Origin of the sequence: Jatrophihabitans telluris (assembly GCF_023516435.1) — a bacterium.
In the GTDB taxonomy this organism is placed as follows: Bacteria; Actinomycetota; Actinomycetes; order Mycobacteriales; family Jatrophihabitantaceae; genus Jatrophihabitans_A; species Jatrophihabitans_A telluris.
The window spans coordinates 3,948,404-3,972,519 of record NZ_CP097332.1 but is presented as its reverse complement, the minus strand read 5'-3'; the positions used below and the strand labels follow the sequence as shown (position 1 = coordinate 3,972,519).

The 24,116-nt window shown below is 69.7% G+C and carries 22 protein-coding genes, 1 tRNA gene and 1 other RNA gene; 19 read left to right on the top strand and 5 right to left on the bottom strand.

Translation table 11 applies throughout. The annotated features are described in order from the left end of the window. Positions 1-28 precede the first annotated feature (28 nt). Positions 29-952, bottom strand: coding sequence for a LysR family transcriptional regulator (locus M6D93_RS18285; protein ID WP_249771499.1), 924 nt, complete (start codon positions 950-952; stop codon positions 29-31). A gap of 70 nt (positions 953-1,022) precedes the next feature. On the opposite strand from M6D93_RS18285, the gene M6D93_RS18280 reads away from it, so the two are divergent. Beyond that, complete coding sequence (locus M6D93_RS18280) at positions 1,023-1,973, top strand: DMT family transporter (RefSeq protein ID WP_249771497.1); 951 nt, start codon at positions 1,023-1,025, stop codon at positions 1,971-1,973. Between the two features lie 124 nt (positions 1,974-2,097). After that, the gene (locus tag M6D93_RS18275) at positions 2,098-3,381 is read left to right on the top strand and encodes a fibronectin type III domain-containing protein (RefSeq protein WP_249771495.1); all 1,284 of its coding nucleotides are present in this window, start codon (positions 2,098-2,100) and stop codon (positions 3,379-3,381) included. A 34-nt stretch (positions 3,382-3,415) separates the two neighbouring features. Here the strand turns inward: M6D93_RS18275 and M6D93_RS18270 are convergent, their stop codons facing one another. Beyond that, a complete protein-coding gene (locus M6D93_RS18270; RefSeq protein ID WP_249771493.1) occupies positions 3,416-4,246 on the bottom strand; it encodes a TrmH family RNA methyltransferase in 831 nt (276 codons plus the stop codon). A 168-nt stretch (positions 4,247-4,414) separates the two neighbouring features. Between M6D93_RS18270 and M6D93_RS18265 the strand changes: the two genes are divergently transcribed. Both M6D93_RS18265 and M6D93_RS18260 read left to right on the top strand, forming a co-directional pair. After that, entirely contained in the window at positions 4,415-6,634 is a 2,220-nt protein-coding gene (locus M6D93_RS18265; RefSeq protein ID WP_249771491.1) for an acyltransferase family protein, read from the top strand. A gap of 236 nt (positions 6,635-6,870) precedes the next feature. Next, on the top strand, positions 6,871-7,335 hold the full coding sequence (locus tag M6D93_RS18260) for a tRNA (cytidine(34)-2'-O)-methyltransferase (RefSeq protein ID WP_249771489.1): 465 nt from the start codon (positions 6,871-6,873) through the stop codon (positions 7,333-7,335). Between the two features lie 184 nt (positions 7,336-7,519). On the opposite strand, the gene M6D93_RS18255 is transcribed toward M6D93_RS18260, so the two are convergent. Both M6D93_RS18255 and M6D93_RS18250 read right to left on the bottom strand, forming a co-directional pair. Next, a complete protein-coding gene (locus M6D93_RS18255; protein ID WP_249771487.1) occupies positions 7,520-7,966 on the bottom strand; it encodes a hypothetical protein in 447 nt (148 codons plus the stop codon). Between the two features lie 320 nt (positions 7,967-8,286). Further along, a tRNA-Ser gene (locus tag M6D93_RS18250) sits at positions 8,287-8,374 on the bottom strand. 107 nt (positions 8,375-8,481) lie between these two features. Here M6D93_RS18250 and M6D93_RS18245 point away from each other — a divergent pair. The 9 genes from M6D93_RS18245 (at position 8,482) to M6D93_RS18205 (ending at position 16,345) form a co-directional block, all read left to right on the top strand. After that, positions 8,482-9,351 carry a DUF1206 domain-containing protein gene (locus tag M6D93_RS18245; protein WP_249771485.1) on the top strand — a complete coding sequence of 290 codons (870 nt, stop codon included), beginning with the start codon at positions 8,482-8,484 and terminating at the stop codon, positions 9,349-9,351. Beyond that, a complete protein-coding gene (locus M6D93_RS18240) occupies positions 9,336-10,136 on the top strand; it encodes a phosphatase PAP2 family protein (RefSeq protein WP_249771483.1) in 801 nt (266 codons plus the stop codon). The genes M6D93_RS18245 and M6D93_RS18240 overlap by 16 nt, the downstream gene beginning before the upstream one ends. Beyond that, positions 10,133-10,882 (top strand): phosphatase PAP2 family protein, encoded by a 750-nt coding sequence (locus tag M6D93_RS18235; protein ID WP_249771481.1) that lies wholly within the window; start codon positions 10,133-10,135, stop codon positions 10,880-10,882. Before M6D93_RS18240 ends, M6D93_RS18235 begins: the two co-directional genes overlap by 4 nt. Positions 10,883-10,885: 3 nt before the next feature. Then, an RNA gene (gene ffs, locus M6D93_RS18230) (signal recognition particle sRNA small type) lies at positions 10,886-10,982 on the top strand. Between the two features lie 126 nt (positions 10,983-11,108). Further along, positions 11,109-11,984, top strand: a complete 876-nt coding sequence (locus M6D93_RS18225) for a FadR/GntR family transcriptional regulator (protein ID WP_249771479.1) — start codon at positions 11,109-11,111, stop codon at positions 11,982-11,984. Positions 11,985-12,012: 28 nt separating this feature from the next. Next, complete coding sequence (locus M6D93_RS18220) at positions 12,013-13,377, top strand: glutamine synthetase family protein (protein WP_249771477.1); 1,365 nt, start codon at positions 12,013-12,015, stop codon at positions 13,375-13,377. Between the two features lie 3 nt (positions 13,378-13,380). Next, on the top strand, positions 13,381-14,760 hold the full coding sequence (locus M6D93_RS18215) for an aldehyde dehydrogenase family protein (RefSeq protein WP_249771476.1): 1,380 nt from the start codon (positions 13,381-13,383) through the stop codon (positions 14,758-14,760). A gap of 47 nt (positions 14,761-14,807) precedes the next feature. After that, a complete protein-coding gene (locus M6D93_RS18210; protein ID WP_249771474.1) occupies positions 14,808-15,575 on the top strand; it encodes a 3-oxoacyl-ACP reductase in 768 nt (255 codons plus the stop codon). Positions 15,576-15,589: 14 nt separating this feature from the next. Continuing rightward, a complete protein-coding gene (locus M6D93_RS18205) occupies positions 15,590-16,345 on the top strand; it encodes a gamma-glutamyl-gamma-aminobutyrate hydrolase family protein (protein WP_249771472.1) in 756 nt (251 codons plus the stop codon). Here M6D93_RS18205 and uraD read toward each other — a convergent pair. Further along, on the bottom strand, positions 16,338-16,868 hold the full coding sequence (uraD, locus tag M6D93_RS18200; RefSeq protein ID WP_249771470.1) for a 2-oxo-4-hydroxy-4-carboxy-5-ureidoimidazoline decarboxylase: 531 nt from the start codon (positions 16,866-16,868) through the stop codon (positions 16,338-16,340). The genes M6D93_RS18205 and uraD overlap by 8 nt on opposite strands. 98 nt (positions 16,869-16,966) lie before the next feature. On the opposite strand from uraD, the gene allB reads away from it, so the two are divergent. From allB to M6D93_RS18170, 6 genes are all read left to right on the top strand, one after another. Next, the gene (gene allB, locus M6D93_RS18195) at positions 16,967-18,319 is read left to right on the top strand and encodes an allantoinase AllB (RefSeq protein WP_430667200.1); all 1,353 of its coding nucleotides are present in this window, start codon (positions 16,967-16,969) and stop codon (positions 18,317-18,319) included. After that, positions 18,316-19,356 (top strand): allantoicase, encoded by a 1,041-nt coding sequence (gene alc, locus M6D93_RS18190; protein ID WP_249771466.1) that lies wholly within the window; start codon positions 18,316-18,318, stop codon positions 19,354-19,356. The genes allB and alc overlap by 4 nt, the downstream gene beginning before the upstream one ends. Positions 19,357-19,396: 40 nt before the next feature. After that, a complete protein-coding gene (locus tag M6D93_RS18185; RefSeq protein ID WP_249771464.1) occupies positions 19,397-19,822 on the top strand; it encodes a cupin domain-containing protein in 426 nt (141 codons plus the stop codon). A gap of 1 nt (position 19,823) precedes the next feature. Further along, on the top strand, positions 19,824-21,074 hold the full coding sequence (locus M6D93_RS18180) for a DUF6986 family protein (RefSeq protein ID WP_249771462.1): 1,251 nt from the start codon (positions 19,824-19,826) through the stop codon (positions 21,072-21,074). A 93-nt stretch (positions 21,075-21,167) separates the two neighbouring features. Further along, positions 21,168-23,525 (top strand): DNA polymerase III subunit gamma and tau, encoded by a 2,358-nt coding sequence (locus M6D93_RS18175; RefSeq protein ID WP_249771460.1) that lies wholly within the window; start codon positions 21,168-21,170, stop codon positions 23,523-23,525. A gap of 119 nt (positions 23,526-23,644) precedes the next feature. Next, on the top strand, positions 23,645-24,085 hold the full coding sequence (locus tag M6D93_RS18170) for a low molecular weight protein-tyrosine-phosphatase (RefSeq protein WP_249771458.1): 441 nt from the start codon (positions 23,645-23,647) through the stop codon (positions 24,083-24,085). Positions 24,086-24,116 lie beyond the last annotated feature (31 nt).

Sequence of the window (24,116 nt, the reverse complement as noted above, 5' to 3'; positions counted from 1 at the left end):
CGGGTTACGCGCCGGTAACCGGGGTGGCTCAGCGACGGCGCGACAGCAGGCCGATCTCGGCCATCCGCGCCACCGCTAGTTCGGTGACGGCCCGGCTGGCCGGCGACAGCTCGGCTCCGCGCCGGTGGACGACGGCGAACTCGTCCCAGATCTTGGGCCGCAGCGACACCCAGCCCAGTCCGGGATCGAGGCGGTCGCCGAGTCGATGGAGCAGGCCGCGTGCGGTGATCGCGTCCCCCACGCCGCGCGCGGCCAGTTCCAGCGCGATCTCGATGTCCTCGACGTCCACCCGGGGGCGCAGTGTGCCGCCGACCGACTGGACGGCGCGGGCCAGTTGGCGCCGGGTGGAGTCGGCGTTGCCCCAGCTCGCCTCGGACAGCACGAGGGTCGCGGTGGCCAGATCAGCCGGCGTGACCGGACGGGCGAGCCGCTGCGGGTCGGCCGAGACGTAGACGACCTCGTCGCGGACCACCGGGGTGATCTGCAGGCCTTCGTCCTCGATCGGCAGGGCGATGATCGCCGCCTCCACGGTGCCCCTGCGCAGGGCGGTGAGCACCTCCTGGGAGTTGCGTCCGACCAGTTCCAGCCGCACTCCGGGGTAGCGGTCCAGGACGTCCGCGGCGAGGTCGGCGGCCAGGTAGATGCGCGCGGTTCCGAAGACGCCGAACCGGACGGTCCCGGCGACCAGGTCGCGGACCGAGGCGACGGCGTGCTGGGCGGCGTCCACCGCGGCCAGCGCCCGTTCGGCGTGTGGCCGCAGCGCGTGAGCCGCCTCGGTGGCGACCAGCCCGCGGCCGACGCGGGTGAACAGCGGGGTTGCGACGCTCAGCTCCAGCAGCCGCACCTGTTCGGACACCGACGGTTGGGCCAGCTGCAGTTGCTCGGCGGCCGCGGTGAACGACCCGGTTTCCAGGGTGGCCAGATAGCAGCGGAACTGGTGCAGCGTGATCATCGGAATATCCTTGGTTCGGTCAAGGAAGCCAAGACTACCTCTGGGTCTGATGCCGTCCTAGCCTCACGTTGTGAGCAGTGTGCAGACCCCGGCGGCGCGGGTAGGACCACCTGCGGCGGTCCCGAGCGGTCGTCCGGCGGGCGTCTTGTTGTGTCTGGTCTCCGGGGTGTCCTTCGGGCTGGCCGCGGTCCTGGCCAAGGAGTCCTTCCGGTCCGGGTTCACCGTGAGCAGTCTGCTGGTCGGCCGCTTCGGCATCGCCGCCGTCGTCTTCTGGGTCATCGTGGCGGTTCGCCGGCCTGCGCGCCCGTCGCGGCTGAGCCTGGTCAAGGCCGTGGGTCTGGGGGGTGCCGGCTATGCGCTTCAGTCGGCTTTCTACTTCGGAGCGTTGACCAAACTCAACGCGGCGATGGTGGCGCAGCTGCTCTACGTCTATCCGGCCCTCGTGCTGGTCATCGCGTTGATCCGGCGTATCGAGTCGCCGGACGGACGCAAGCTGGCCGCGCTGCTGTGCTCGGCCGCCGGGTTGGTCCTGCTGCTGCAAGGTGGCGCCGGCGGGGGCAGCTCGCCGGCGTTGGGCGTGGCGATGGCGTTGGGCGCGGCCGGAACCTACGCGCTCTACATCACGGTGGCGGCGACGCTGCCCGCCGAGCTCGACGTCTACCTGCTGTCGGCCATCGTGTGTACCGCGGCCACCGTCAGCGTCACCTGTTACGGCGTCGTGGCCGGGTCTATCCATGCGCCGGCGGCGGCCGCGGGATGGGGATGGCTGGTGGCGCTCGCGCTCGTTCCCTCGGTCGTGGCGATCGGTACCTTCCTGGCCGGACTGCGGCTGGTGGGCGGTCCGGTGGCCGCGATCCTGTCCTGCGTCGAGCCCGTCGTGACGGCACTGTCGGCGGCGGTGGTGTTCGGTGAGGGGCTGCGGCCGCTGCAGGTGCTGGGCGCCGGTGCCGTCCTCGCCTCCGTCGTGGTGCTGCAGACCCGCCGGCGCAGGCGCGCGACCGAGGACGTCGTCCCGGTGTGAACGCCGCCCGCACTCGATCGCTCTCAGTTAGAAAGCGCGTACTCGCAGCGACATTGGCGGCAGGCCGCCCCGTCTGACTCGATGACCGCCCTCGCCCGGAGGGTCCAGGAATTCGAGAAAGCCGATGGCCGCCGCTGCGCTGCAGACTCGTCCGATCCGGCTGGCGCACGCCCTGGTCGGCGTGGCCGCGCTGGCTCTCGGGTTGATCGTGTTCAGCCCGCCCGCCTCGGCGGCGGCGATCGGTGTCACGTCGGTGTCGACGAGTGGTGCTCCGGCCTCGGATTCGAATGGGTACAGCTGGGTGAGTTACTTCCGGCACCTGGCCGGGTTGGGCAGTGTCAGCCGTAACCCCGGCTTCGAGGCCCAGGAAGCGGTCCACGTCCGCTACCTGGCCAACCACTCCCTGGGCTGTGAAACCAACGTCCACGACGAACTGACCAACCGCGCCGCCGGCTGCGGCGCCAACCCCTACGCCACCCCGGGCGGTAAAGCCGCGGCCAACAACAGCGACGTCACCCGCGTCAGCGCCCCGGTCAGCGACCGCGCCGCGGTCTCCAACTGGTTCGGCGCCGCCTTCCACGCCCTGACCCTGCTCGACCCCCGCCTGACCAGCACCGGCTACAGCGCCTACTACACCCCCACCCCCCACGGCGCGGGCTCACTGGCCTGGCCCTTCACCGCCGCCGTCGACGTCTACCGCGGCCGCGCCGGCAGCTACCACGGCAGCATCATCGCCTTCCCCGCCAACCACGCCACCACCCCGCTGCTGTCCTACGCCATCGGCACCGAATCCCCCGAACCCTTCGCCACCGCCACCAACACCTGCCACTCCTGGGCCAGCAAAAGCCTCGTCTCCGCCCCCGTCATCATCCAATGGCCCCTGCACACCCCCACCCCCACCACCGGCACCCTGCGCGACCTCAGCACCGCCCAGAACCTGCCCACCTGCACCCTGAACCAGAACTCCTACCCCACCGGCTCCCTCGCCCGCCAATTCCTCGCCGGCGCCAACGGCATCACCCACTCCGCCTTCTACTACGCCGCCACCCCCTTCACCGCCGGCCACACCTACCGCCTCACCGTCAACACCCGCACCATCACCACCTTCACCGCCGGCGCCCTGCCCTCCACCATGGCCACCAGCGTCACCCCCGCCACCGCCGCCGCCCGCCTGTCCTGGTCCACCGCCCACCCCGGCATCGGCACCGTCACCACCTACCACGCCCGCCTCTACACCAACCCCACCTGCACCGGCGGCGCCACCCGCGCCATCGACACCACCCCCACCAGCCGCACCGCCCTCTTCACCCGCCTCACCCACCACCACACCTACTACCTCAAAGTCGCAGCCCGAAACACCAGCGGCGCCTACCGCTGGAGCCCATGCCGCAAGGTCCGAGCACGGTGATTCACCCTTGTGAGAAAGGGGGTTCGCCCACCGGTCAGCGCCAGTCGGCCAGCTTCGATCGGGCCTCGTAGAGCAGCACCGCGGCCGAGATCGAGACGTTGAGGGAATCGGCCACGCCCAGCATCGGAATGAAGACCCTGGCCGCCGACTCCCGGTACCAGGCCCGATCGATGCCGAAACGCTCGTTGCCCAGCACGAGGGCGGTTCGGTCGGCGTAGGCGAGGTCGGAGTATCGGCTGGCGCCCTCGGTATCGGCGAGGTAGACGCCGAACCCCGCTCCGTCCAGCCAGTCCTGCCCGTCGGCGACCGTGGCGAAGCTCAGGCACGGAACCCGCAACACGGTTCCGTGGCTGGCCCGGAACACCTTGACGTTCGCCCGGCGCGTCCGGGGATTCGTCAGCACCAGAGCGTCGGCCCCGCACGCGTCGAGGGTGCGGATGAGCGTTCCGAGATTGCCGGGTTGTTCGATGCCGTCGGCCACCAGTACGAGTGCGCGCTCTGCCAGCGCAAGCGACCCTGGTGTCCATGTCGGTAGTTCGACGACGGCGATGAGACCGTCCGGGCGGTCCCGTTCGGCCAGCCGCTGCAGGGTCTTGGCCGAGATCTCGTAGGCCTGTTCGGCGAGGTCAGCCAGCTGGTGAGCGACCTCGAGACCGTCCGGTCGCAACACCTGCGGGCAGTAGAGCACGCTCACCACGCGTAGGCCGCGATCGCGAGCCGCATCCCGAACTGCTTCGCAGGCCCAGAATCCCTCCGCGACGGTGAGTTCTGCCTCCTCGAGCGCGTCGGTGCTCCCCGGTTGTCCGTGGCCGCGCAGGAGGCCGAGAACCTGCTTGGCGGCTGGATGTCCGGTGGCGATCTGCACCCCGTCACGGTATCGGGATCGCTGCTGTACGCCGGTCCACCCGGGGCGATGGTGGCAAGAAAGGGCCGATGGTGAACTCCACACCGGATCACGCGGGACACCGGCATAGATCTTCTGTTAAGTTCTCTGCACTGATGCAGTTGGTCACAGAGATTTGCGGGGGCAATCGTGACTGTCGCGCTATTTCCGCGTACCTATGTCCGGCCACCGGTCGAGCGTTCGGGTTCGGCAACGGGATTCCGCCCTGAGGTCGAGGGACTTCGGGCGGTCGCGGTGTTGCTCGTCGTCGCCGACCACTTGCTGGGGCGCCCGCGCGGTGGCTTCATCGGCGTTGACGTCTTCTTCGTCATCTCGGGCTTCCTGATCACCGGACTGCTCGCCAAGGAGCGTCGCCGTACCGGCAAGATCTCCATCCGCGCCTTCTACGAACGCCGAGCGCGGCGGATCCTGCCCGCCGCGCTGGTGGTCCTGCTGGCGACCTGGCTGGCCGCCAAGCTCTTCTTCTTCGCCACGCGCGCCCACGACACCGGCGTCGACGTCCTGTGGTCACTGGGCTTTCTGGCCAACGAGCACTTCGCCCGCATCGGCACCGACTACTTCGCGACGAACAAGCAACCCTCGCCGGTCCAGCACTTCTGGTCGCTGTCGGTGGAGGAGCAGTTCTACCTGTTCTGGCCGATCCTGCTCATAGTGATGTTCGCGCTGTGCCGCCGGTTGAGCTCGCGGCGGGCGCAGATCGTCGTGACGGCCTGCTCGGCGCTCATGCTGGCCGCCTTGACCGTTCTTGCGATCCGACTGACCCAGCACAACCGGGCGACCGCTTACTTCATCGCGCCCGCGCGCGCCTGGGAACTGGCGATCGGCGCCGTGCTGGCTCTGAGCCTCGCCGTCGTGGCACCGGCGGGCCGCATTCGCATGCACTGGCTCGTGCGCGAGGTGATGATGGCCGCGGGCTTGCTGCTGGTCGCCGTCTCCGCCGTGGCGATCACGGCTGATCGACTGTTTCCCGCACCGGCGGCCGCCGCACCGGCCGCCGGTGTCGTGCTGGTCATCCTGGCGGGAACGGGCAGCGAGCTGCCGTGGACGGCCTGGCCCCTGATCAACCGCGGCAGCCGCTACGTCGGCCGGGTCTCCTACTCCCTGTACCTGTGGCACTGGCCGGTGATCATCTTCCTCCAGGCGCGATTGAACGGTTCCGGAACCTACTTCAACCTGACGGCTCTGCTGGTGATGGCCGGTCTGACCGTGCTGTCCTATCACTTCATCGAGGAGCCCTTCCGCCATCTGAATCTTGCTCAGCTGCGGGCACTGCGGCATTGGCGGCCACAGCGCGCCAGTCATCGGGTCCACGGTTTCACCGCCCGCCGGGCGGCGGCCTACACCGCGTTCTGCCTCGTCGTGCTGTCGGTCGTCGCCTGGACCATTCGGCCGAACCCGCCCGTCCTCGACTTCGGATCGGACGCGACGGGAGCGGCGCTGGTCGGCCAGTCCTCCCCGAACGGCACCACCACCGTCGACCCCACGGTGCTGTCGGTACCGGCGAGCTACAGCGCCGAGATCGACGCCGCGCTGCAGGCGAGCCGGTTCCCGGCTCTGGATCCCAGTCTGGACAAGCTGGCCGGCTCGAAGGTCGCCGAATGGGGCCCGTGCGGCAACGTCAACGACGCCACGACCCTGGCCGGCTGCACCTTCCCGGCGCAGGGAACCGCCACTCCTAAATCCGTTGCGGTGCTGGGCGATTCGATCGGGATCACCTGGCTGCCCGCGTTGCGGACTCTGCAGGCGCGCGGCTACACCGTCTACGGGATGACCTTCGGCCAGTGTCCCGCCGCCGACCTCGCGGTCAAACAGTCCGTCGGGACCGACCCCAACTTCGGCGCCCGGTGCAACCAGCATCGCGACTGGACGGTGGCCCAGGTAGCGCGGCTGCATCCGGATCTGGTGGTCCTGGCCAGTTCGGTGGAGACGATCGACCGCCTCGGCGACGGCGCGAAAGGCGACGCCGCGTTCGCGGAGTGGCGTACGGCCACGGCGTCGATGATCACGCGGGTGGGCAAGGCCGGTGCGGGCAAGACCGTCGTCCTCTCGCCGCCGCCCCAGGGCCCGAGTCTGCAGCAGTGCGCGACCTCGGCCGCAAGCGATCCCGCTAGCTGTGTGGGCAAGCTGTCACCCAGTTGGGTCGGCGTCGTCGGCGCGGAGAAGGCGGCGGCCGCCTCTGCCGGTGCCGGTTACGTCGACACCAACGAGCTGTTCTGCTCGGCCAACGGCTTCTGCCCGTCGTTCGTCGGAACCGCCCCGGTGCACGTCGACGGCCTCCATCTGACCCAGACCTTCTCCGACAAGATCGGCACGATGCTCACCGACCAGATCCTCACCCTGGCCCCCTGACAGCCCCTGCGTCGGCGTTGACGTTGCCCTTGTTGCGCGCAGGTCCGCGTTGACGTTGCCCTTGTTGCGCGCGGGTCGGCGTTGACGTTGCCCTTGTTGCGCGGGGGTCGGCGTTGACGTTGCCCTTGTTGCGCGCAGGTCGGCGTTGACGTTGCCGTTGTTGCGTGCAGGTCGGCGTTGACGTTGCCCTTGTTGCGCGCAGGTCCAATGCGCGGGAGCCGTGACAGGATTCGAGCGTGTTCCACATCGCGTTCGTCGAGCCGAAGATCCCGCCCAACACGGGCAACGCCATTCGCCTCGCGGCGGCCACCGGAGCCGAACTGCATCTGGTGGGCCCGCACTCCTTCGATCTGAGCGAGCCTCAACTGCGCCGGGCGGGTCTGGACTATCACGATCTGGCCGTCGTCCGGCAGCACGAGGATCTGGCCGCCGCCTGGCACGCGTTCACCGGCCGGCGGGTTTTCGCCTTCACCACCAAGGCGAAAACGTCCTACGCGGACATCGCCTACGAGCCGGGTGACGTGCTCATGTTCGGCCCTGAACCGACCGGCCTGAGCGCGCAGGTGCTGGCCGACCCGCGGGTCACCGAGCGGGTACGGATCCCGATGCTGGCCGGCCGGCGCTCGCTGAACCTCGCCAACGCAGCGGCGATCGCGGTGTACGAGGCGTGGCGCCAGTACGGCTTCGCCGAGGGACGCTGACGATTTCATCCGGTCGGGAATCAAACCGGCTCGTGTCGCGCTCTACCTGGTGCCGGCCCTGGATGCGACGGTGGTCTCAACCGCCAGCAGACGACGCGACGCGTGGCAGTCGAGCATGGGCGAAGCGGAGGGTTCGATTCCCCCGACGGCACCACAGCTCTCTACCGGATCTCTACCGGCAGCTTCAGGCCGCGAGCGGACGCGCTCCGGCGACGAAGTCCTCGATCAGCAGGATGTGCGCCGCGCGCAGCGGACACTCGGCCATCCAGACCTCGTAGTCCCCGGTCACCGTCTGGTCGAGCACCGGACGGCGGTGCGGACGGGCCTGCAGCACGGCGCTCAGTGCGCGGACCAGCATCGGTGACTGGCGTTCGAGATTGACGTGCGAGGTCACCAGCGCCCACGCCGGCCCGTCCCCATCGTGGACGATTCCGAGCAGGCGGGTGTCGTAGCGCCGAAGTTCGGCTTGGCCGATGGGCAGTTCGGCGATGAGCGGGGCAAGGTCACCTCGCTCCTCGGCGTCAGCGGCCAGGCAGACTCGTACCCGCTCCGGCCCGAACTCGGCCGCGAGCGCGCCCGAGGTGTATGCCGCGGCCAGTGCGCCGTGGACCGAGGAGTATTCGAAGGTCACTGTCATCACGATCCGAGCCCTTTCGTCCCAGTGCCTCCATTGGACCGGGGCACTGTGACGAGGGCATGACGCGAAAGTGACAGCCGCGAGATGTGGTGGCGGCAAATGTTAATTCGACGTAAGGGCCGGCCCTGCCCAGGGCCGACCTGCGGGTACGCCGCCCAGCCCTGAGCGAATGGCGGAGGTGCTTCGTTCCGATTCCAGCGTCGTCGGACGACGAAGAAGGCGGCATCCCGGAGGATGCCGCCTTCTTGCACGAGGTGCAGTTATTCGAACAGGCGCTCGCTTACGCGGTGCTCAAAGTTCAAGTATCGGCACTCTGGCGGAGGATACGGGATTTGAACCCGTGAGGGGTTTCCCCCAACACGATTTCCAATCGTGCGCACTAGGCCACTATGCGAATCCTCCGCGGCAGAGAATACGGGTTCATCTGTCGGTAACCGAATCGGGAGGGGGTGCGGCGACGCCCGACGGTGTTAGGTTCGTGCCGACAAGGGGGGCTTACACCTATGGGTATGTCTGACTGGATGTCAGGTTCGGGGTCCCGGCGGATGACCGGTGCGGCGCACAACGCCGCCGGTAGCGTCTCCGATTCGGTTCGAGGTGCGGCTGAGAGTCGCGGCCTCAAGCGCCTGGCGCGCCTCGGTCTGGCGGCCCGCGCCACCATCTACCTGCTCATCGGCTGGTTCACCCTGCTGCTCGCCTTCGGCCATCACGCCCCGGAGACGGATCAGCGCGGAGCCATGCAGGAGCTGACCCAGCACACGGGCGGATTCGTCCTGCTGTTCGTCATCACCGTCGGCCTCGTCGGCTACGCGCTCTGGCGTTTCTCCGAAGCCGCCTTCGGCGTGGTCGGACAGGGCCGCGACGCCGGCCCCCGGCTGCAGTCCTTGGCGCGTGGGCTCGTGTACGCGTTCTTCGCCGTGAGCGCCGTCAATCTCCTGCTGCATTCTCGCAAGCAGAGCCAGGCCGGTGAACAGCAGCAGCTGACCGCGCGAGTGATGCGTCACACAGGTGGCCGCTGGGCGATCGCCATCGCCGGGTTGATCGTCATCGCCGTAGGCCTGTTCCTGGTCGTCGAGGGCGTGCGGCGGAAGTTCCTCAAGTACTTCAAGCTCGGCGAGCTCAGTCCGCTGGCCGTGCGAGCGGTGCGAATTCTCGGAGCGATCGGGACGACCGCCCGCGGCATCGTCTTCGCGCTGAGTGGCATCTTCGTGGTGCAAGCCGCCTGGAAGTACGACCCGCATCAAGCTCGCGGGCTGGACGGGGCGCTGCGCAAGTTGTCCGAGTCGGACTACGGGCGCTGGTGGGTCGGCCTAGCCGCTGTCGGCCTGATCGCGTTCGCCCTCTACGGCTACTGCGAAGCGGCATGGCGGCGCACCTGAGGCCGCTGGACGGCCACGGCGACGACGACGGCGGGCACGGCGACGGGCACGGCAACGGCCCGCGCATCGGCGGGGCGGGCGCTCGTGGTCGCCGACCGTCATCCAGTCGGCTCGCCACGCTGGTTCGTCCCGCGCTCATGCTCGTGGCCTTCGCGATCGTGCTCTGGCTCCTGCTGGTCGCGACCGGCAGGCTGCTGACCCACACCGGCCCCGCGTCGCCCCTGCAGCGGGCGGACCTGCGCGTCGATCGCTGGCTGGCGGCTCACCGCAGTGCCTTCTGGAACTCATCCACCCACTGGGCCACCCTCGGCGCCGAAACCACGACCGTGCTCGCGGTCGGCGTGGTCGCGGCGGCGGTGTTCTGGTGGCGGACCCGCACCTGGATCGCCTCGGGCTTCCTGGCGGTCGCCGTGATCGGTGAGGTGAGCATCTTCGTGTGCACCACCCTGCTCGTCGAGCGGCATCGGCCGGGCGTCCCGCGGCTCGACAGCGCCCCGCCGACCTCGAGCTTCCCCTCGGGTCACACCGCGGCCTCCGTGGCGCTGTATGCCGGAATCGCGGTAGCCGCCTTCGCGGTCGGCGCCCCGGGCTGGCTGCGGCGGCTGTTGGTGGTCATCGCGGTGGTAGCCCCCGTGCTCGTCGCAACCTCGCGGCTGTACCGGGGGATGCACTTCCCGACCGACGTCGTCGCCGGCGCACTACTCGGGCTGGCCTGGGTGCTCGCCTGCCGTGCCGTACTGCTGAGCCGGCCCCACCGCCGAACCAGCGCGGGACGGCCGGCGTGACGGCCGACGAGCCCGGCACACTCCGGTCCGAGCCTGCTCGCCGGTTCGGGCTGCGCGTCACCGCGCTGTTCGCCGGGACGTTGCTCGCGGCGAGCCTGTTCGGGGTCGTGTTGCTGCTGGTGCGAGCCAAGAACTCGGTCGTCCACCGCTGGGACTCCTCGGTCGCCGAGCACCTGCACCGGTTCGCGCTGGACCACCGCTCATACACCCGGGTGATGCAGACGATCTCCGATGCCGGTGCCCCGCCGGCGTGGTGGGCGATCCTCTTTCCGGTCACCGCATGGCTGGTGTGGCGCCGCCGCTACCGGCTGGCCGCTTTCGTCGTGGTGACGACGGTGGGGAGCTCGCTGCTGAACCGCTTGATCAAGGCGACCGTGGGACGGGCCCGGCCGCACCTGGTGGACCCGGTCTCGGCGGCTGGTGGCGCGTCCTTCCCGAGTGGCCACGCCCAGGCTGCGCTGGTCGGCTGGGGCGTGCTGTTGCTGGTGTTCCTGCCGTACCTGCCCGACCGCTGGCGTCGCCCGGCGATCGCTTTCGCCGCGGTCGTCGTGCTGGCCATCGGGTACTCGCGGATCGCCCTCGGCGTGCACTACCTCTTCGACGTCGTCGGCGCCTACCTGGTCGGTGCCGTCTGGCTCGTCGGCCTGACCCTGGGCTTTCGGGCCTGGCGGCGGGAGCTGGGTGAACCGGTGCCGGAGGTGAGCGAGGGACTCGAGCCGGACGGTCCGGACCGACCCGTACACTGATCGCCAGACCCCTCGCGTGGCGCTCCTCTCGTGAACCTCCCCAGGGCCGGAAGGCAGCAAGGATAAGCGAGCTCTGGCGGGTACGCGGGGGGTCCTTTGCATACCCCCTCCTCGGTTAATGGTTGGTTTCAGACCATTGACGGGATGCCGGTGGCTCGGCCAGGATGGCCGAAGCTCACCACACTCGGCGTTCGGTCCCAGCAATGGTTGCAACCGGGAGGTTTCGATGGCGGATTCCGTCGCCGCACCCCCCACTGCCGCACACCCCACTGCCGCACCCCCCACTGCCGCACCCCCTGTTGCCGCACCCCCCGTTGCCGAACCGGCCATCGACAACCCGCTCGCGGCCACCCCGCTCGCCGATGCGCTCCCGCTCGCCGCGAACCTCGCCGATGCGGTGCTGCGCCCGCCGTCGGACGCCAACGCGTTCGAATCGACCGTCGAGCGACTCGCCGCGGCGATCCGGCTGGGGGTCTTCACCCTCGGGGATCAGTTGCCCGCCGAGCGCGAACTCGCTCAGCAGCTGGGTGTCAGCCGGGTCAACCTGCGGGAAGCGATCGCCGCCTTGCGCGAGGCGGGCATGGTCGAGACCCGGCGCGGCCGCGGTGGTGGGACCGCGGTCACCTACCAACCCGGCGAACCGGCGCAGCCGAGCGATCCCGCCCCGCGACTGGGGCTGCGCGGCCCGGTGCTTCGCGACGCACTGGACTTCCGCCGGGTCGTCGAGCCCGGCGCCGCCTACCTGGCTGCCACCCGGGACCTGTCGGCCGACCAGCGGGCCTGGCTGGTCGCGGCCGAGCGCGAGGTCAACGCGGTGGCGGGCGAGCCGTCGGCTCACCGGCAGGCCGATTCCCGGCTGCACCTGGCGATCGCCACGTTGAGCGGGTCACCCATGTTGATCGAGTCCGTTACCCGGGCACAGGCCGCCGTGCACGAACTGCTCACCGCGATCCCGGTGCTGCCCCGCAACATCGCCCACAGCCATGACCAGCATCGCGCCGTTGTGGCCGCGATCCTGGCCGGCGACTGCGCGGCTGCCCGGACCGCCATGGAGGAGCACTGCGACGCGACCTCGGCCCTCTTGCGAGGGCTGCTCGGATGACCGTTACGGCAACGACGATCGGAGCACAATGACCCCCTATTCCCTCGACGAGCTCACCCGCGACATCGCGGACGGAACGATCGACACCGTGGTGGTCGCGTTCACGGACATGCAGGGACGCCTGCAGGGCAAGCGGCTGCACGCTCAGTTCTTCCTCGACACAGTGCTGGAGAACGGGACCGAAGGCTGCAACTACCTGCTCGCGGTCGACGTCGACATGAACACCGTGGGTGGTTACGCCATCTCCAGCTGGGAAACCGGCTACGGCGACATGATGTTCGACCTCGACCTGTCCACGTTGCGCAAGCTGACCTGGCAGCCGGGTGCCGCGCTCATCCAGTGCGACCTGTCCTGGCTTGACGGCCGCGGTTCGGTGCGTCCGTCTCCCCGGCAGGTGCTGGCCTCCGTCGCGGCGAAGGCGGCCGAGCACGGCTGGGATGCCTTCGCCGGCACCGAACTGGAGTTCATCCTGTTCGAGGATTCCTTCGACCGCGCCTGGGATTCCGGCTACCGGGGACTGACCCCGTCCAATCGCTACAACGTCGACTACTCGATCCTCGGCGGCACCCGGGTGGAGCCCCTGCTGCGCGACATCCGTAATCACATGTACGCCGCGGGCCTGACCGTCGAGTCGGCCAAGGGTGAGTGCAACTTCGGCCAGCACGAGATCGCGTTCAAGTACGACACGGTCCTGCGCACCGCGGACAACCACGTGGTCTACAAGACCGGGGCGAAGGAGATCGCGGCGCTGCACGGCAAAGCGCTGACGTTCATGGCCAAGTACGACGAGCGCGAGGGCAACTCCTGCCACATTCACATGAGCCTGCGCGGGACCGACGGCGGCATCGTCTTCGACGACGGGGCTCACGGTGGCACCGCCGGGGGCAGCCCGCTCTTCGACCAGTTCGTGGCCGGGGTCCAGGCGACGATGCGGGAGTTCACGTTGCTGTACGCCCCGAACATCAATTCCTACAAGCGGTTTCAGCCGGGCTCGTTCGCACCCACCGCGATCGCGTGGGGCCGGGACAACCGCACCTGCGCGTTGCGGGTCGTCGGCCACGGTGCCGGCCTGCGGGTGGAGAACCGGGTGCCCGGCGGCGACGTCAACCCCTACCTGGCCATGGCGGCCATGCTCGCGGGCGGCCTGCATGGCATCGAGAACGCCCTTGAACTGGAACCGGTCTTCGAGGGCAACGCCTACGACAGCGACAAGGACAGGGTGCCGACGACGTTGCGCCAAGCCCGCGACCTGTTCGCCGGATCCGCTCTGGCCGTGGAGATCTTCGGTGCGGACGTCGTGGAGCACTACGTCAACTACGCCGACGTCGAACTGGCGGCCTACGATGCCGCCGTCACCGATTGGGAGCGATTCCGTGGATTCGAAAGGCTGTAAACCGTGAGCACACTGACCGGTGGCACCTTCACCGTCGTCAACCCCGCCACCGAGGTCGTCGAGACCGAGGTCGCGTTGGCTTCCCTCGCCGAGACCGACGCCGCGATTGCCCGCGCCGCCAAGGCATTTCCGGCGTGGCGAGATGTCGCACCCGCGGATCGAGGACGCCTGTTGCGTCGCTTCGCCGATCTGGTCGACGCCCATCTGGAGGAGCTGGCCCAGCTCGAGGTGACCAACGCCGGGCACACCATCGGCAACGCCCGCTGGGAGGCCGGCAACGTCCGTGACGTCCTCACCTACTACTCCGCGGCGCCGGAACGCCTTATCGGAAAGCAGATTCCGGTGTCCGGCGGAATCGATGTGACCTTCTTCGAACCGCTGGGCGTGGTGGGCATCATCGTGCCGTGGAACTTCCCCATGCCCATCGCGGGCTGGGGATTCGCCCCGGCGCTGGCGGCAGGCAACACCGTCGTGCTCAAACCGGCTGAGCTCACCCCGCTCACCGCCATCCGGCTCGGCGAGTTGGCGCGGGAGTCGGGTCTGCCCGAGGGTGTGTTCACCGTGCTGCCCGGTAAGGGATCGGTGGTGGGGGAGCGGTTCGTGACCAATCCCCTGGTGCGCAAGGTGTGCTTCACGGGATCGACCGCGGTGGGACAGGGCATCATGCGTGGCGCGGCCGAACAGATCAAGCGGATCACCCTCGAACTGGGAGGCAAGAGCGCCAACATCGTCTTCGCCGACAGCGATCTGGAACGGGCGGCGGCCACCGCGCCCTACGGCGTGTTCGACAACGCCGGACAGGACTGCTGCGCCCGCAGCCGGATCCTGGTCGAGGCCAGCGCCTACGACCGCTTCCTGGAGTTGCTGGAGCCGGCGGTGGCCGGGGTCAAGGTGATGGCGCCCGGAGCAGCCGACGCCGAGATGGGCCCGCTCATCTCCGCCGCCCAGCGAGACCGGGTTTCGGCCTACGTGGAAGGTGATTCCGTCGACGTGGCCTTTCGGGGCAGCTCGCCGGAAGGGCCCGGCTTCTGGTACCCGCCGACGGTCGTCCTGCCGAAGTCCACCGAGGACCGGATCTGGCAGGAGGAGGTTTTCGGGCCTGTGGTCTCGGTGTTGCCGTTCACCGACGAGGCCGATGCCGTCACGAAAGCCAACGACACCGGCTACGGCCTTTCCGGCTCGATCTGGACGCGCGATCTGGGCCGGGCACTGCGGGTCAGCCGTGGCGTGGACGCGGGCAACCTGAGCGTGAACTCTCATTCCTCCGTCCGGTACTCGACCCCGTTCGGCGGATTCAAACAGTCCGGCATCGGTCGCGAACTCGGCCCAGATGCCCTCGCGTCGTTCACCGAGATCAAGAACGTGTTCTACTCCAACGACTGACCGTCAGCGCATCGTCCGATTCATTCGCAGAGAAAAGGGAAATCACCATGGGAGATCGGTTGGCCGGCAAGGTCGCGGTCATCACCGGCGGCTGCAGCGGCATCGGCCTGGCCACCGCCAAGCGCTTTGCCGCCGAAGGGGCTCGGGTCGTCATCGGCGACGTCGACGTGGCCAACGGTGAGCGCGTCGCCGATGAGCTCGACGGCGGCTTCGTCGAGGTGGACGTGACCGACAAGGCGCAGGTGGACGGCCTGTTCGCCACCGCCTACAACCTCTACGGCAGCGTCGACGTCGCTTTCAACAACGCCGGGATCTCGCCGCCCGACGACGACTCGATCCTGACCACCGAACTCGAGGCCTGGCGGCGGGTGCAGGAGGTCAATCTGACCTCGGTCTACCTGTGCTGCAAGGCGGTCCTGCCGTACATGCTGCAGCAGAAGGCGGGCTCGATCATCAACACGGCCTCGTTCGTGGCCGTGATGGGCGCGGCTACCTCGCAGATCTCCTACACCGCTTCCAAGGGTGGCGTCCTGTCGCTGTCCCGCGAGCTCGGTGTGCAGTTCGCGCGCGAAGGCGTCCGGGTCAACGCACTCTGCCCGGGCCCGGTGAACACCCCGTTGTTGCAGGAACTGTTCGCCAAGGATCCCGAGCGCGCGGCTCGTCGTCTGGTGCACATCCCCACCGGCCGGTTCGCCGAGCCGGAGGAGATCGCCAACGCCGTGCTGTTCCTGGCCTCCGACGAATCCAGTTTCATCACGGCCTCGCAGTTCCTCGTCGACGGCGGAATCTCCGGCGCCTACGTCACGCCGCTGTAGGAGCATCGCGCGCCATGCCGCAGGATTCGGTCCGTCCCCTCGCCCGTCCGGTGATCGGCATCTCCACCTACGTCGAGCCGGCCTCCTGGGGCGCCTGGTCGCAAGTGCCGGCCGCTCTGATCCCGCACGACTACGTGCGCAAGGTCGAGGCGGCCGGCGGGATCGCACTGCTGGTTCCGCCGCCGGCCGAACCCGGGGACCTCGCGTGGGCCCACGCCGTGATCGATCGGATCGACGGGCTCATCCTGGCCGGCGGGGTCGATGTCGAGCCCGCCCGCTACGGCCAGGAGCAGCATCCCGCCGTCCAGGCCGCGCGGCAGGACCGTGACGCCGCCGAACTCGCGCTGGCCGTTGCCTCGGCCCAGCGCCAGCTGCCCACTCTCGGAATCTGCCGCGGCATGCAGGTCATGGCGGTCGCGGCCGGTGGCACTCTGGAGCAGCACCTGCCCGACCGAGTCGGTCACAATGGGCATTCGCCGGCACCGGCGGTCTACGGCAGCCATCCCGTCGTGACCGCGCCCGGATCGCGCATCGCTGCGCTCCTGGGCGAATCGGTACGGGTGCCCAGCTACCACCACCAGTCGGTGCTGACCCACCCCGGCTACGAGCCCACCGCGTGGGAACCGCAGGACCGCACCCTGGAGGCGATGGAGGATTCGCACTCTCCGTTCCGCCTGGCGGTCCAGTGGCATCCGGAGGTGTCGGAGGAATTGCTCCTGTTCACGGCCCTCATCGACGCGGCCCGCCCGGTCCGGCATGAGATCACCTGAAGGTCTTGGCCAGCCGCAGCTTGACGATCTTGCCCAGCTCGGCCCGCACGACCTCCCGTTCGGCCACCGGATCGTTGTCGAGCCGGGAGCGGAGCGAGGCCAGCATGTCCTCCGCCGACAGCCCGGTCGCGCAGATCAGGAACACGTGCCCGAACCGTTGCTCGTAGGCGATGTTCGCCTCACGAAGGCGTGCCCGGACCTCGTCGCCGGCAGTGGCCGTCGAGGATTGTTCCTGCCGGGACCAGGACGCCTCCCGGTTGCCGCCGGCCCCGCCGCCGCCGTGATCGCCGATCCGCGGGTGGGCCGCGAGCGCCTCGGACAGCTCCTGCCAGTCGAGGGATTTCAGCAGCGCGTCCGACGCCGCGGCCAGGGCGGTCAGGCTCGCGTAGGGGCGGCCCTTCACCAGTTGGGACACCCATCGCCGGCTGGCACAGCAGGGCACCAGCTCGGCGGCCGCGTCCGGAGCCGGGGCCTGGTCGAATTCGGCCACCGCGATCGGCTCGGTCGGTTCAGCAGCCACCATGTGCTCGACCCTCCCCCTGCGTCGGCTGGTTCGTCTGTCGGTCGCTGGTCACGCTATCTCGTCCCGGCGTCGCCCGGCCGGTCGGTTCCGTGTTGGATATGGGCATGGCAGGCACCGGCGCGCGGGTGGTGGTGCGCGCGCGTCGCATCGTCACCGCCCGAGGCGAGCGCGCGGGCCGGCTCGTCATCGAGGCGGGACGGGTGGCGGCCATCGATGCCTACGACGCCGTCGGGACGGTCACGGTCGAGATCCCCGACAGCCAGGTGGTGCTCGTGGGCCTGGTCGACAGCCACGTGCACGTCAACGAGCCGGGCCGAACCGAGTGGGAGGGCTTCGCCTCCGCGACTGCCGCCGCCGCGGCCGGCGGCGTCACGACCGTGGTGGACATGCCGCTCAACAGCATCCCTCCGACGACGACGATCGCCGGGCTAAGGGCCAAACAGGCCGCAGCGGCAGGGCAGTTGGCCGTCGACCTCGCGCTGTGGGGCGGTGCCGTGCCGGGCAATCTCGCCGAGCTGCCTCGCCTTCACGAGGCGGGAGTCGTCGGCTTCAAGTGCTTCCTGCTGCCCTCGGGAGTGCCGGAGTTCGGGCACCTGGACCGGGACGGCCTGCGCGCCGCCATGGCCGAGATCGCACGCTTCGACGGGCTGCTCATCGCCCACGCCGAAGACGGGGCGGTGATCGGGGCGGCCCCGCCGCCGACCGGCCGCAGCTATGCCGGCTTCCTCGCCTCGCGGCCGCCGGCAGCGGAGAACTCCGCGATCGACTGGCTGATCGAGGCGATGACCGAGACCGGCTGCCGGACCCACGTCGTGCATCTGTCGAGCGCCACGGCCCTGCCGGCGATCGCGACGGCACGCGATCAGGGCTTGCCCCTCACCGTGGAGACCTGCCCCCACTACCTCACGCTTGCCGCTGCGGACGTGCCCGACGGCGCGACGATGTTCAAGTGCTGCCCGCCGATCCGCGACGCGGGCAATCAGGACGACCTCTGGCAAGGGCTGGCCGACGGGCTGATCGACCTGATCGTGTCGGACCATTCTCCGTCCACCCTCGATCTCAAACATCTGGACACCGGCGACTTCGGCCTGGCCTGGGGCGGAATCTCCTCGGTTCAGCTCGGCCTGCCCGCGGTCTGGACCGCTGCCAGCAGGCGGGGGTTCGGCCTGGCCGACCTCGCCCGCTGGATGTCCGCGGCGCCGGCCGGCCTCACAGGGCTGAGCGGCAAGGGCAGCTTGGACGTCGGCGCCGACGCGGATTTCAGCGTGCTGGCGCCGGAGGAATCCTTCGTCGTCGACCCGCGCCGGTTACGCCACCGCAACCCCATGACCCCGTACGCCGGCACTAGGCTCTCCGGCGTGGTGCACCAGACGTGGCTCGCGGGTCGACCGGTCGAACTTGGCGACCGCCGTGGCCGGCTGCTGCGTCCGTCCCCGGTCGTGGCGACATGAGCGACTTCAGGCACTGGCCGGACCTGGCAGCACGCTCGCTGGGCGCGAGCGTGGTCGCCACCGCCGACGAGACATTTGCGCCCGCCGACAACCTCATCAACCCCGGACCGTCCGAACACGACCCGCTTGCCTTCGGTCCGCGCGGCAAGATCTACGACGGCTGGGAGACGCGCCGGCGACGTGACGAGGACCGGCACGAGACGCCTGACTGGGCGATCGTTCGCCTCGGTGCCCCCGGCATCGTCCGGGGAGTCGTGATCGACACCGCGCACTTCACCGGCAACTACCCGCCCTACGCGTCGGTGGAGGGCACGACCCTGCTCGGTTACCCGTCCCCGGCCGAGGTGCTGAGTGCGGACTGGGTCCCCCTGCTGGCCCGGTCCGAGCTCGAGGGCGATGCGGCCAACGCGTTTCCGATCTTCGCCCACGAGCACCTGATCAGTCACGTCCGGCTGTCGATCTATCCCGACGGGGGCGTGGCCCGCTTCCGGGTGCACGGCGAGGTCGTGGCCGATCCGAGATTCCTCGGAGGCCGGATCGACCTGGGCGCCACGGTCAACGGTGGCCGAATCACCGGCTGCAGCAACATGTTCTACTCCGCCCCGGCCAACCTGCTCGCACCCGGCCGGGCCAGGGTGATGTCGGACGGGTGGGAGACCAGCCGCCGCCGCGACGACGGCCACGACTGGGTGACCGTCGCCCTCGCCGCTGCCGGAGTCCTGCACGACGTGATCATCGACACCGGCCGCTTCGTTGGTAACGCACCGGGCCAGGCCCGGTTGACCGACAACGCCACCGGCGACGAACTGCTGCCGCTGACGCGCTTGCAGGCCGACACCGAGCACCGGTTCCGGGTGCGTGACCATGCGGCAGTCAGCGAGGTCCGGCTGGATATCCTTCCCGACGGCGGTCTGTCCCGGCTGCGGTTGCTGGGCACCGTCGATGAGTCGGTTCGGCACGAGGCCGGGCAGCGATGGTTGGGCCTGTTGCCGGTGAAGGCCGCCGCGGGCGTCGACGAGAGCCAGCTGTTTGACTGAGCACGCCCGTCGCGCGATGGACTGAGGAGAGAACGCCGCCATGTCATTGGGAGAAGAACTGTTTCTCGCCGATCCTGACGCGCTGGGCATGCAGGCGCACCCGGAGGGCGGTTGGTACCGCGAGACCTGGCGTAACCCGATCACCGTGTCCACGCCGCGCGGCGATCGGCCGCTGACGACGTGCGTGTCCTTCCTGCTACTGCCGGGCGAGCGTTCGGCCTGGCATCGGGTCAGCTCCGCCGAACTCTGGCTGTGGCAGGGTGGCGGTCCGCTCCTGCTCACCGTCGGCGGCGAGGACGACTCACCGGTCTCGCGCTTCTCCTGCGAGCTCAACGCCGGCGGCCAGTACCTGGTGCGCCCCAACGAGTGGCAAACCGCCGCCCCCGCCGCCGCGCAGGCGACACTGGTGGCCTGCGTGGTATCTCCGGGTTTCACCTTCGAGGACTTCGAGCTGCTGGAGGGCTGAGGTGGACATCGACCCGCTGCGGCACCGCCTGAACGAACTGTTGGCTGCCGATGACGCCGCGCGGGCCGCGCGTTACCCGGGCCCGATGATCGCCCGGCAGCCGATCCACACCGTTTACGTCCCGGGCGATCGCTTCAGTGCCGACACCGTGTCGGACTGGGGCGCGGCAGCGATCGATGCTCTCAACGCCTACGGGCCGCTGCCGGACTTCGACCGTTACCCAGGCCTGGAACGCCAGGTGCACGAGAAGCTGCGCACCGAGCCGATCGAGGATCTGCGCATCGACTTCGAGGACGGCTACGGACTTCGCCCGGACGAGACCGAGGACCGGGACGTCATCGCCGCGGCACGGGCTCTGCGTGCGGCGACGCAGTCCCCCTCCGGCGGACCGTTGGCCTTGGGGATCCGGATGAAGTCACTGGAGGGGCCCTTTCGCGACCGCGGGCTGCGGACGGTCAACTTGTTTCTGGAAAGCCTGGTGGCGTCAGGGGAAACGACCTTGCCGGCCGGATTCCGGCTCACGCTGCCCAAGGTGTCCTCCGTGGCCCAGGTGTTGGCCATGGTAGAGGCGTGCGGCGCCTTCGAGGACGGATTCTCCCTGCCCGAAGGGGCGCTTCGCTTCGAGATCCAGATCGAGACGCCGCAGGCCGTGCTGGGCGAGGACGGCACGGCGCTGGTCGCGCGGATGATTCACGCGGCCGGGTCCCGATGCGCCGGACTGCACTACGGAACCTATGACTACTCCGCGTCGGTCGGGATCGCCGCCGCTTTCCAGAGCATGGAACATCCCGCCGCCGACCACGCCAAGGCGGTCATGCAGGTCGCGGCGGCGGGCACCGGGGTGCCTGTCTCGGACGGCTCGACCAACATGCTGCCGGTGGGCGACGCCGTCGCCGTCCGCAGCGGCTGGGCCTTACATGCCCGGTTGGTGCGCCGGTCGCTCGAACGCGGCTTCTACCAGGGCTGGGACCTCCACCCCGCCCAGCTACCGACCCGGTTCGCCGCAACCTTCGCCTTCTACCTGGACGGCCTGCCGGCCGCCGTCGGCCGCTTGCAGCGCTACCTCAGCCGTTCGGCCAGCGGCATTCTCGACGAGCCCGCGACCGCGCAGGCCCTCGCGGGATTCCTGGCCCGCGGCCTCGACTGCGGCGCGTTCGGCGATCGCGACATCCTGGAGGTGGCCCAGGCGGTCGCCCCGGACGGCCTGGTGCTCGACCGAACCCTGTTGAACCAGTTGGCCAAACGCGGGTGACGCCACTCGGCCGGTCACCCGGGCTGGGTCCGGGCAGCCGGGACCGTCGATGTGCGCGGTCGGACTGTCAGCGGGGTGCACTAACCTCGCTGTGTGGCTCTGGCGCTCTATCGCAAGTACCGGTCGGCGACCTTCTCCGAGGTCATCGGCCAAGAGCACGTGACCGGTCCGCTGATGCAGGCCTTGTCGGCGGGCCGGATCAATCACGCCTACCTGTTTTCCGGCCCCCGGGGCTGTGGCAAGACCTCCAGCGCGCGCATCCTGGCCCGTTCGCTCAACTGCCTGCAGGGTCCGACGCCCACCCCGTGCGGGGTCTGTGACTCGTGCAAGGACCTGGCGCCCAACGGAACCGGCAGCATCGACGTGATCGAAATCGATGCGGCCAGCCACGGTGGCGTCGACGATGCCCGCGACCTGCGTGAGCGGGCCTACTACGCCCCGGTGCGCGACCGCTACAAGGTCTACATCATCGACGAGGCGCACATGGTCACCACGCAGGGCTTCAACGCCCTGCTGAAGCTGGTGGAGGAGCCACCCGACTTCCTGATCTTCATCTTCGCCACCACCGAGCCGGACAAGGTCCTTCAAACGATCCGGTCACGGACCCACCACTACCCGTTCCGCCTCATCCCGCCGACGGCGCTGCGGGCTCACCTCGAACGCATCAGCCAGGCGGAGAACGCCGCGGTCGAGCCCACCGTCTTTCCGCTTGTGGTGCGCTCCGGTGGCGGTTCGGCCCGCGACTCGTTGTCGATTCTCGATCAGTTGCTAGCTGGTGCCGGCCCCGCCGGGGTCACGTACTCGATGGCCGTAGGGCTGCTGGGCGTGACGGACGGCGCTCTGCTCGACGACATGATCGATTCGCTGGCGGTCGGCGACGCGGCGGGCGTCTACGCCACGATCGACCGGGTGGTGGAAGCCGGTCACGATCCGCGCCGGTTCGCCGCTGACCTGCTGGAACGCTTCCGCGATCTGATGGTCCTCGACTCGGTCCCGGACGCCCTGGACAAGGGTCTGATCGACTACCCGGCCGACCAGGGCGACCGTATGGCCGATCAGTCACGTCGGATCGGCACCGCGAGCCTGGTGCGATTCGCCGATATCACCCACACCACGCTCACCGACATGCGCGGTACGACCTCGCCACGGCTGATGCTCGAACTGTTGTCGGCGCGGATGCTGCTGCCGGACGCGGCGTCGGACTCGGCCGCTCTGTTGCAGCGCCTGGAGCGACTCGAGCGGCGTCAGGCCCTCGGTTTGTCGGTGGATCAGCCGGCGCCATCCGAGAATCCGCCCGCCGCTGCGCGACCCGCTCAGCCGACTCAGCCGGCCTCTCCGACCCAGCCGGCCTCTCCGGCTCAGCCGGCCTCTCCGGCTCAGCCGGCCTCTCCGGCTCAGCCGGCGCCTCCGGCTCAGCCGGCGCCTCCGGCTGAGTCGTCGGGGTCCGCCGTCCCGCGGGACGAGGTGGCCGCGGCCGAAGCCTGGGTCACCGAACGCCGGGCGGCCGCTCGCGCCAAACTCGCCGGCAAGCCGAGTGACAGCGCGCAACCCACGGACACCGCCGCCCGTAGCGGGGCGAAAGGCGCCGCCGAACCTGGCCGCCCGCAACCCTCTGCTTGGCCCGAGGTCACCGCGGCCCCCGGCTCGGCCGCCCCCGGCGCGCAACCGATCCGCGACGCGCAACCGATCCGCGACGCGCAACCGATTCCCGAGCCGTCGACCCCCGAGCCGGTGGCCGAGCCGTCGATCCCGGAGCCGGTGGCCGAGCCAGCGGGGTCAGTCGCGCCGGTGTCCGAGCCCGCTCTCCCGGAGCCGGAGTCCGAGCCGGCGCGGTCTGTCGCGGCGGTGTCCGAGCGGCCCCCCTCACCTGCGGCGCCGGCTGCGTCCGACGACATCCCGGCGCCGACCGTCGCGGCCGGCGGTTCGGACTCGGCCAGCCTGCGGCGGGTGTGGCCCGACGTGCTGGAACAGGTGAAGACCCGCAGCCGCAAGACGCATGCGTTGCTCGACCACGCCGCGATCGCCGAGGTCACCGGGACCACGATCACGCTGGCGGTCAGCTCCGCTCCCATCGCGAAGATGATCTCCGACGAAAGCAACCTGTCGGTCATCCGCGACGGCGTCGGCGCCGTGCTCGGTGCGGGTTGGCAGGTCCAGGTCTCGACCACCGCCGCACCGCCCCGGCCGGCCGGCCGCGGTTCGACAGATCACGCTGACGAGCCGCCGCCCGACGACGAGCCTGAGCGCGCCGCCCGTCCGGCCCGGCCTACGCGACCGGTACGGGTGCCGCGCGACCAACAGCCCGACCCGGCCGCGCCGCCGGAGGTCAACGACGGTGCCGACGAGGATGCCGACGTGGTCGAGGGCTCCGGCCCCGGTGGTCTCGATCCCGAGGCGGCCGCGATGGACCTGCTTCAGAACAGCCTCGGCGCCCGCCGTATCGATCAATGACCGCTGTGCCGGGAAACCCGCTCGGACGATCAGGAGCACCGGCCGACACGGACGGCCCGATTCGCGTCTGCTTCGTCTGTTCCGGCAACATCTGCCGTTCTCCGACCGCGGAGGTGGTGATGCGCACCCTCCTCGACCTCGCCGGCCTGTCCGAGCGGGTGGTCGTAGACAGCGCCGGTACGGGTGAGTGGCACGTCGGCGACGACATGGACGCCCGTTCCCGCAGCACCCTGGCTCGCCACGGCTACGAGCATCCGCCGCACACCGCCAAGCAGTTCAGCCCGCAGCTGTTCGCCGAGCGCGACCTGGTCGTGGCCATCGACCACGGCCACCTCAGCCGCCTGACGCAGCTGGCGCGGGTGGCCGACGACCCGCCCGAGGCGCTCGACAGCCTCGTTCTGCTGCGCAGTTTCGACCCGCTGGCGGTCGCCTCGGGCGACTTGGACGTTCCCGATCCGTACTACGGCGGTGGCCGGGGCTTCGATGAGGTGCTGGCGCAGACCGAACGGGCCTGCGCGGGGCTACTGACCGCGCTGGCCGAGCGCATCCGACGGCGCTGAGCGCTCCCGGGCTGAACGTCGACAACTCGGC

Bases quoted from the DNA above. Each gene is read 5' to 3' on its own strand.
- alc (WP_249771466.1), top strand. From the start codon at position 18,316: ATGAGCGACTTCAGGCACTGGCCGGACCTGGCAGCACGCTCGCTGGGC.
- M6D93_RS18205 (WP_249771472.1), top strand. From the start codon at position 15,590: ATGCCGCAGGATTCGGTCCGTCCCCTCGCCCGTCCGGTGATCGGCATC.
- M6D93_RS18240 (WP_249771483.1), top strand. From the start codon at position 9,336: ATGGCGGCGCACCTGAGGCCGCTGGACGGCCACGGCGACGACGACGGC.
- M6D93_RS18245 (WP_249771485.1), top strand. From the start codon at position 8,482: ATGTCTGACTGGATGTCAGGTTCGGGGTCCCGGCGGATGACCGGTGCG.
- M6D93_RS18170 (WP_249771458.1), top strand. From the start codon at position 23,645: ATGCGCACCCTCCTCGACCTCGCCGGCCTGTCCGAGCGGGTGGTCGTA.
- uraD (WP_249771470.1), bottom strand. From the start codon at position 16,868: ATGGTGGCTGCTGAACCGACCGAGCCGATCGCGGTGGCCGAATTCGAC.
- M6D93_RS18285 (WP_249771499.1), bottom strand. From the start codon at position 952: ATGATCACGCTGCACCAGTTCCGCTGCTATCTGGCCACCCTGGAAACC.
- M6D93_RS18220 (WP_249771477.1), top strand. From the start codon at position 12,013: ATGACCCCCTATTCCCTCGACGAGCTCACCCGCGACATCGCGGACGGA.
- M6D93_RS18225 (WP_249771479.1), top strand. From the start codon at position 11,109: ATGGCGGATTCCGTCGCCGCACCCCCCACTGCCGCACACCCCACTGCC.
- M6D93_RS18210 (WP_249771474.1), top strand. From the start codon at position 14,808: ATGGGAGATCGGTTGGCCGGCAAGGTCGCGGTCATCACCGGCGGCTGC.
- M6D93_RS18275 (WP_249771495.1), top strand. From the start codon at position 2,098: ATGGCCGCCGCTGCGCTGCAGACTCGTCCGATCCGGCTGGCGCACGCC.
- M6D93_RS18185 (WP_249771464.1), top strand. From the start codon at position 19,397: ATGTCATTGGGAGAAGAACTGTTTCTCGCCGATCCTGACGCGCTGGGC.
- allB (WP_430667200.1), top strand. From the start codon at position 16,967: ATGGGCATGGCAGGCACCGGCGCGCGGGTGGTGGTGCGCGCGCGTCGC.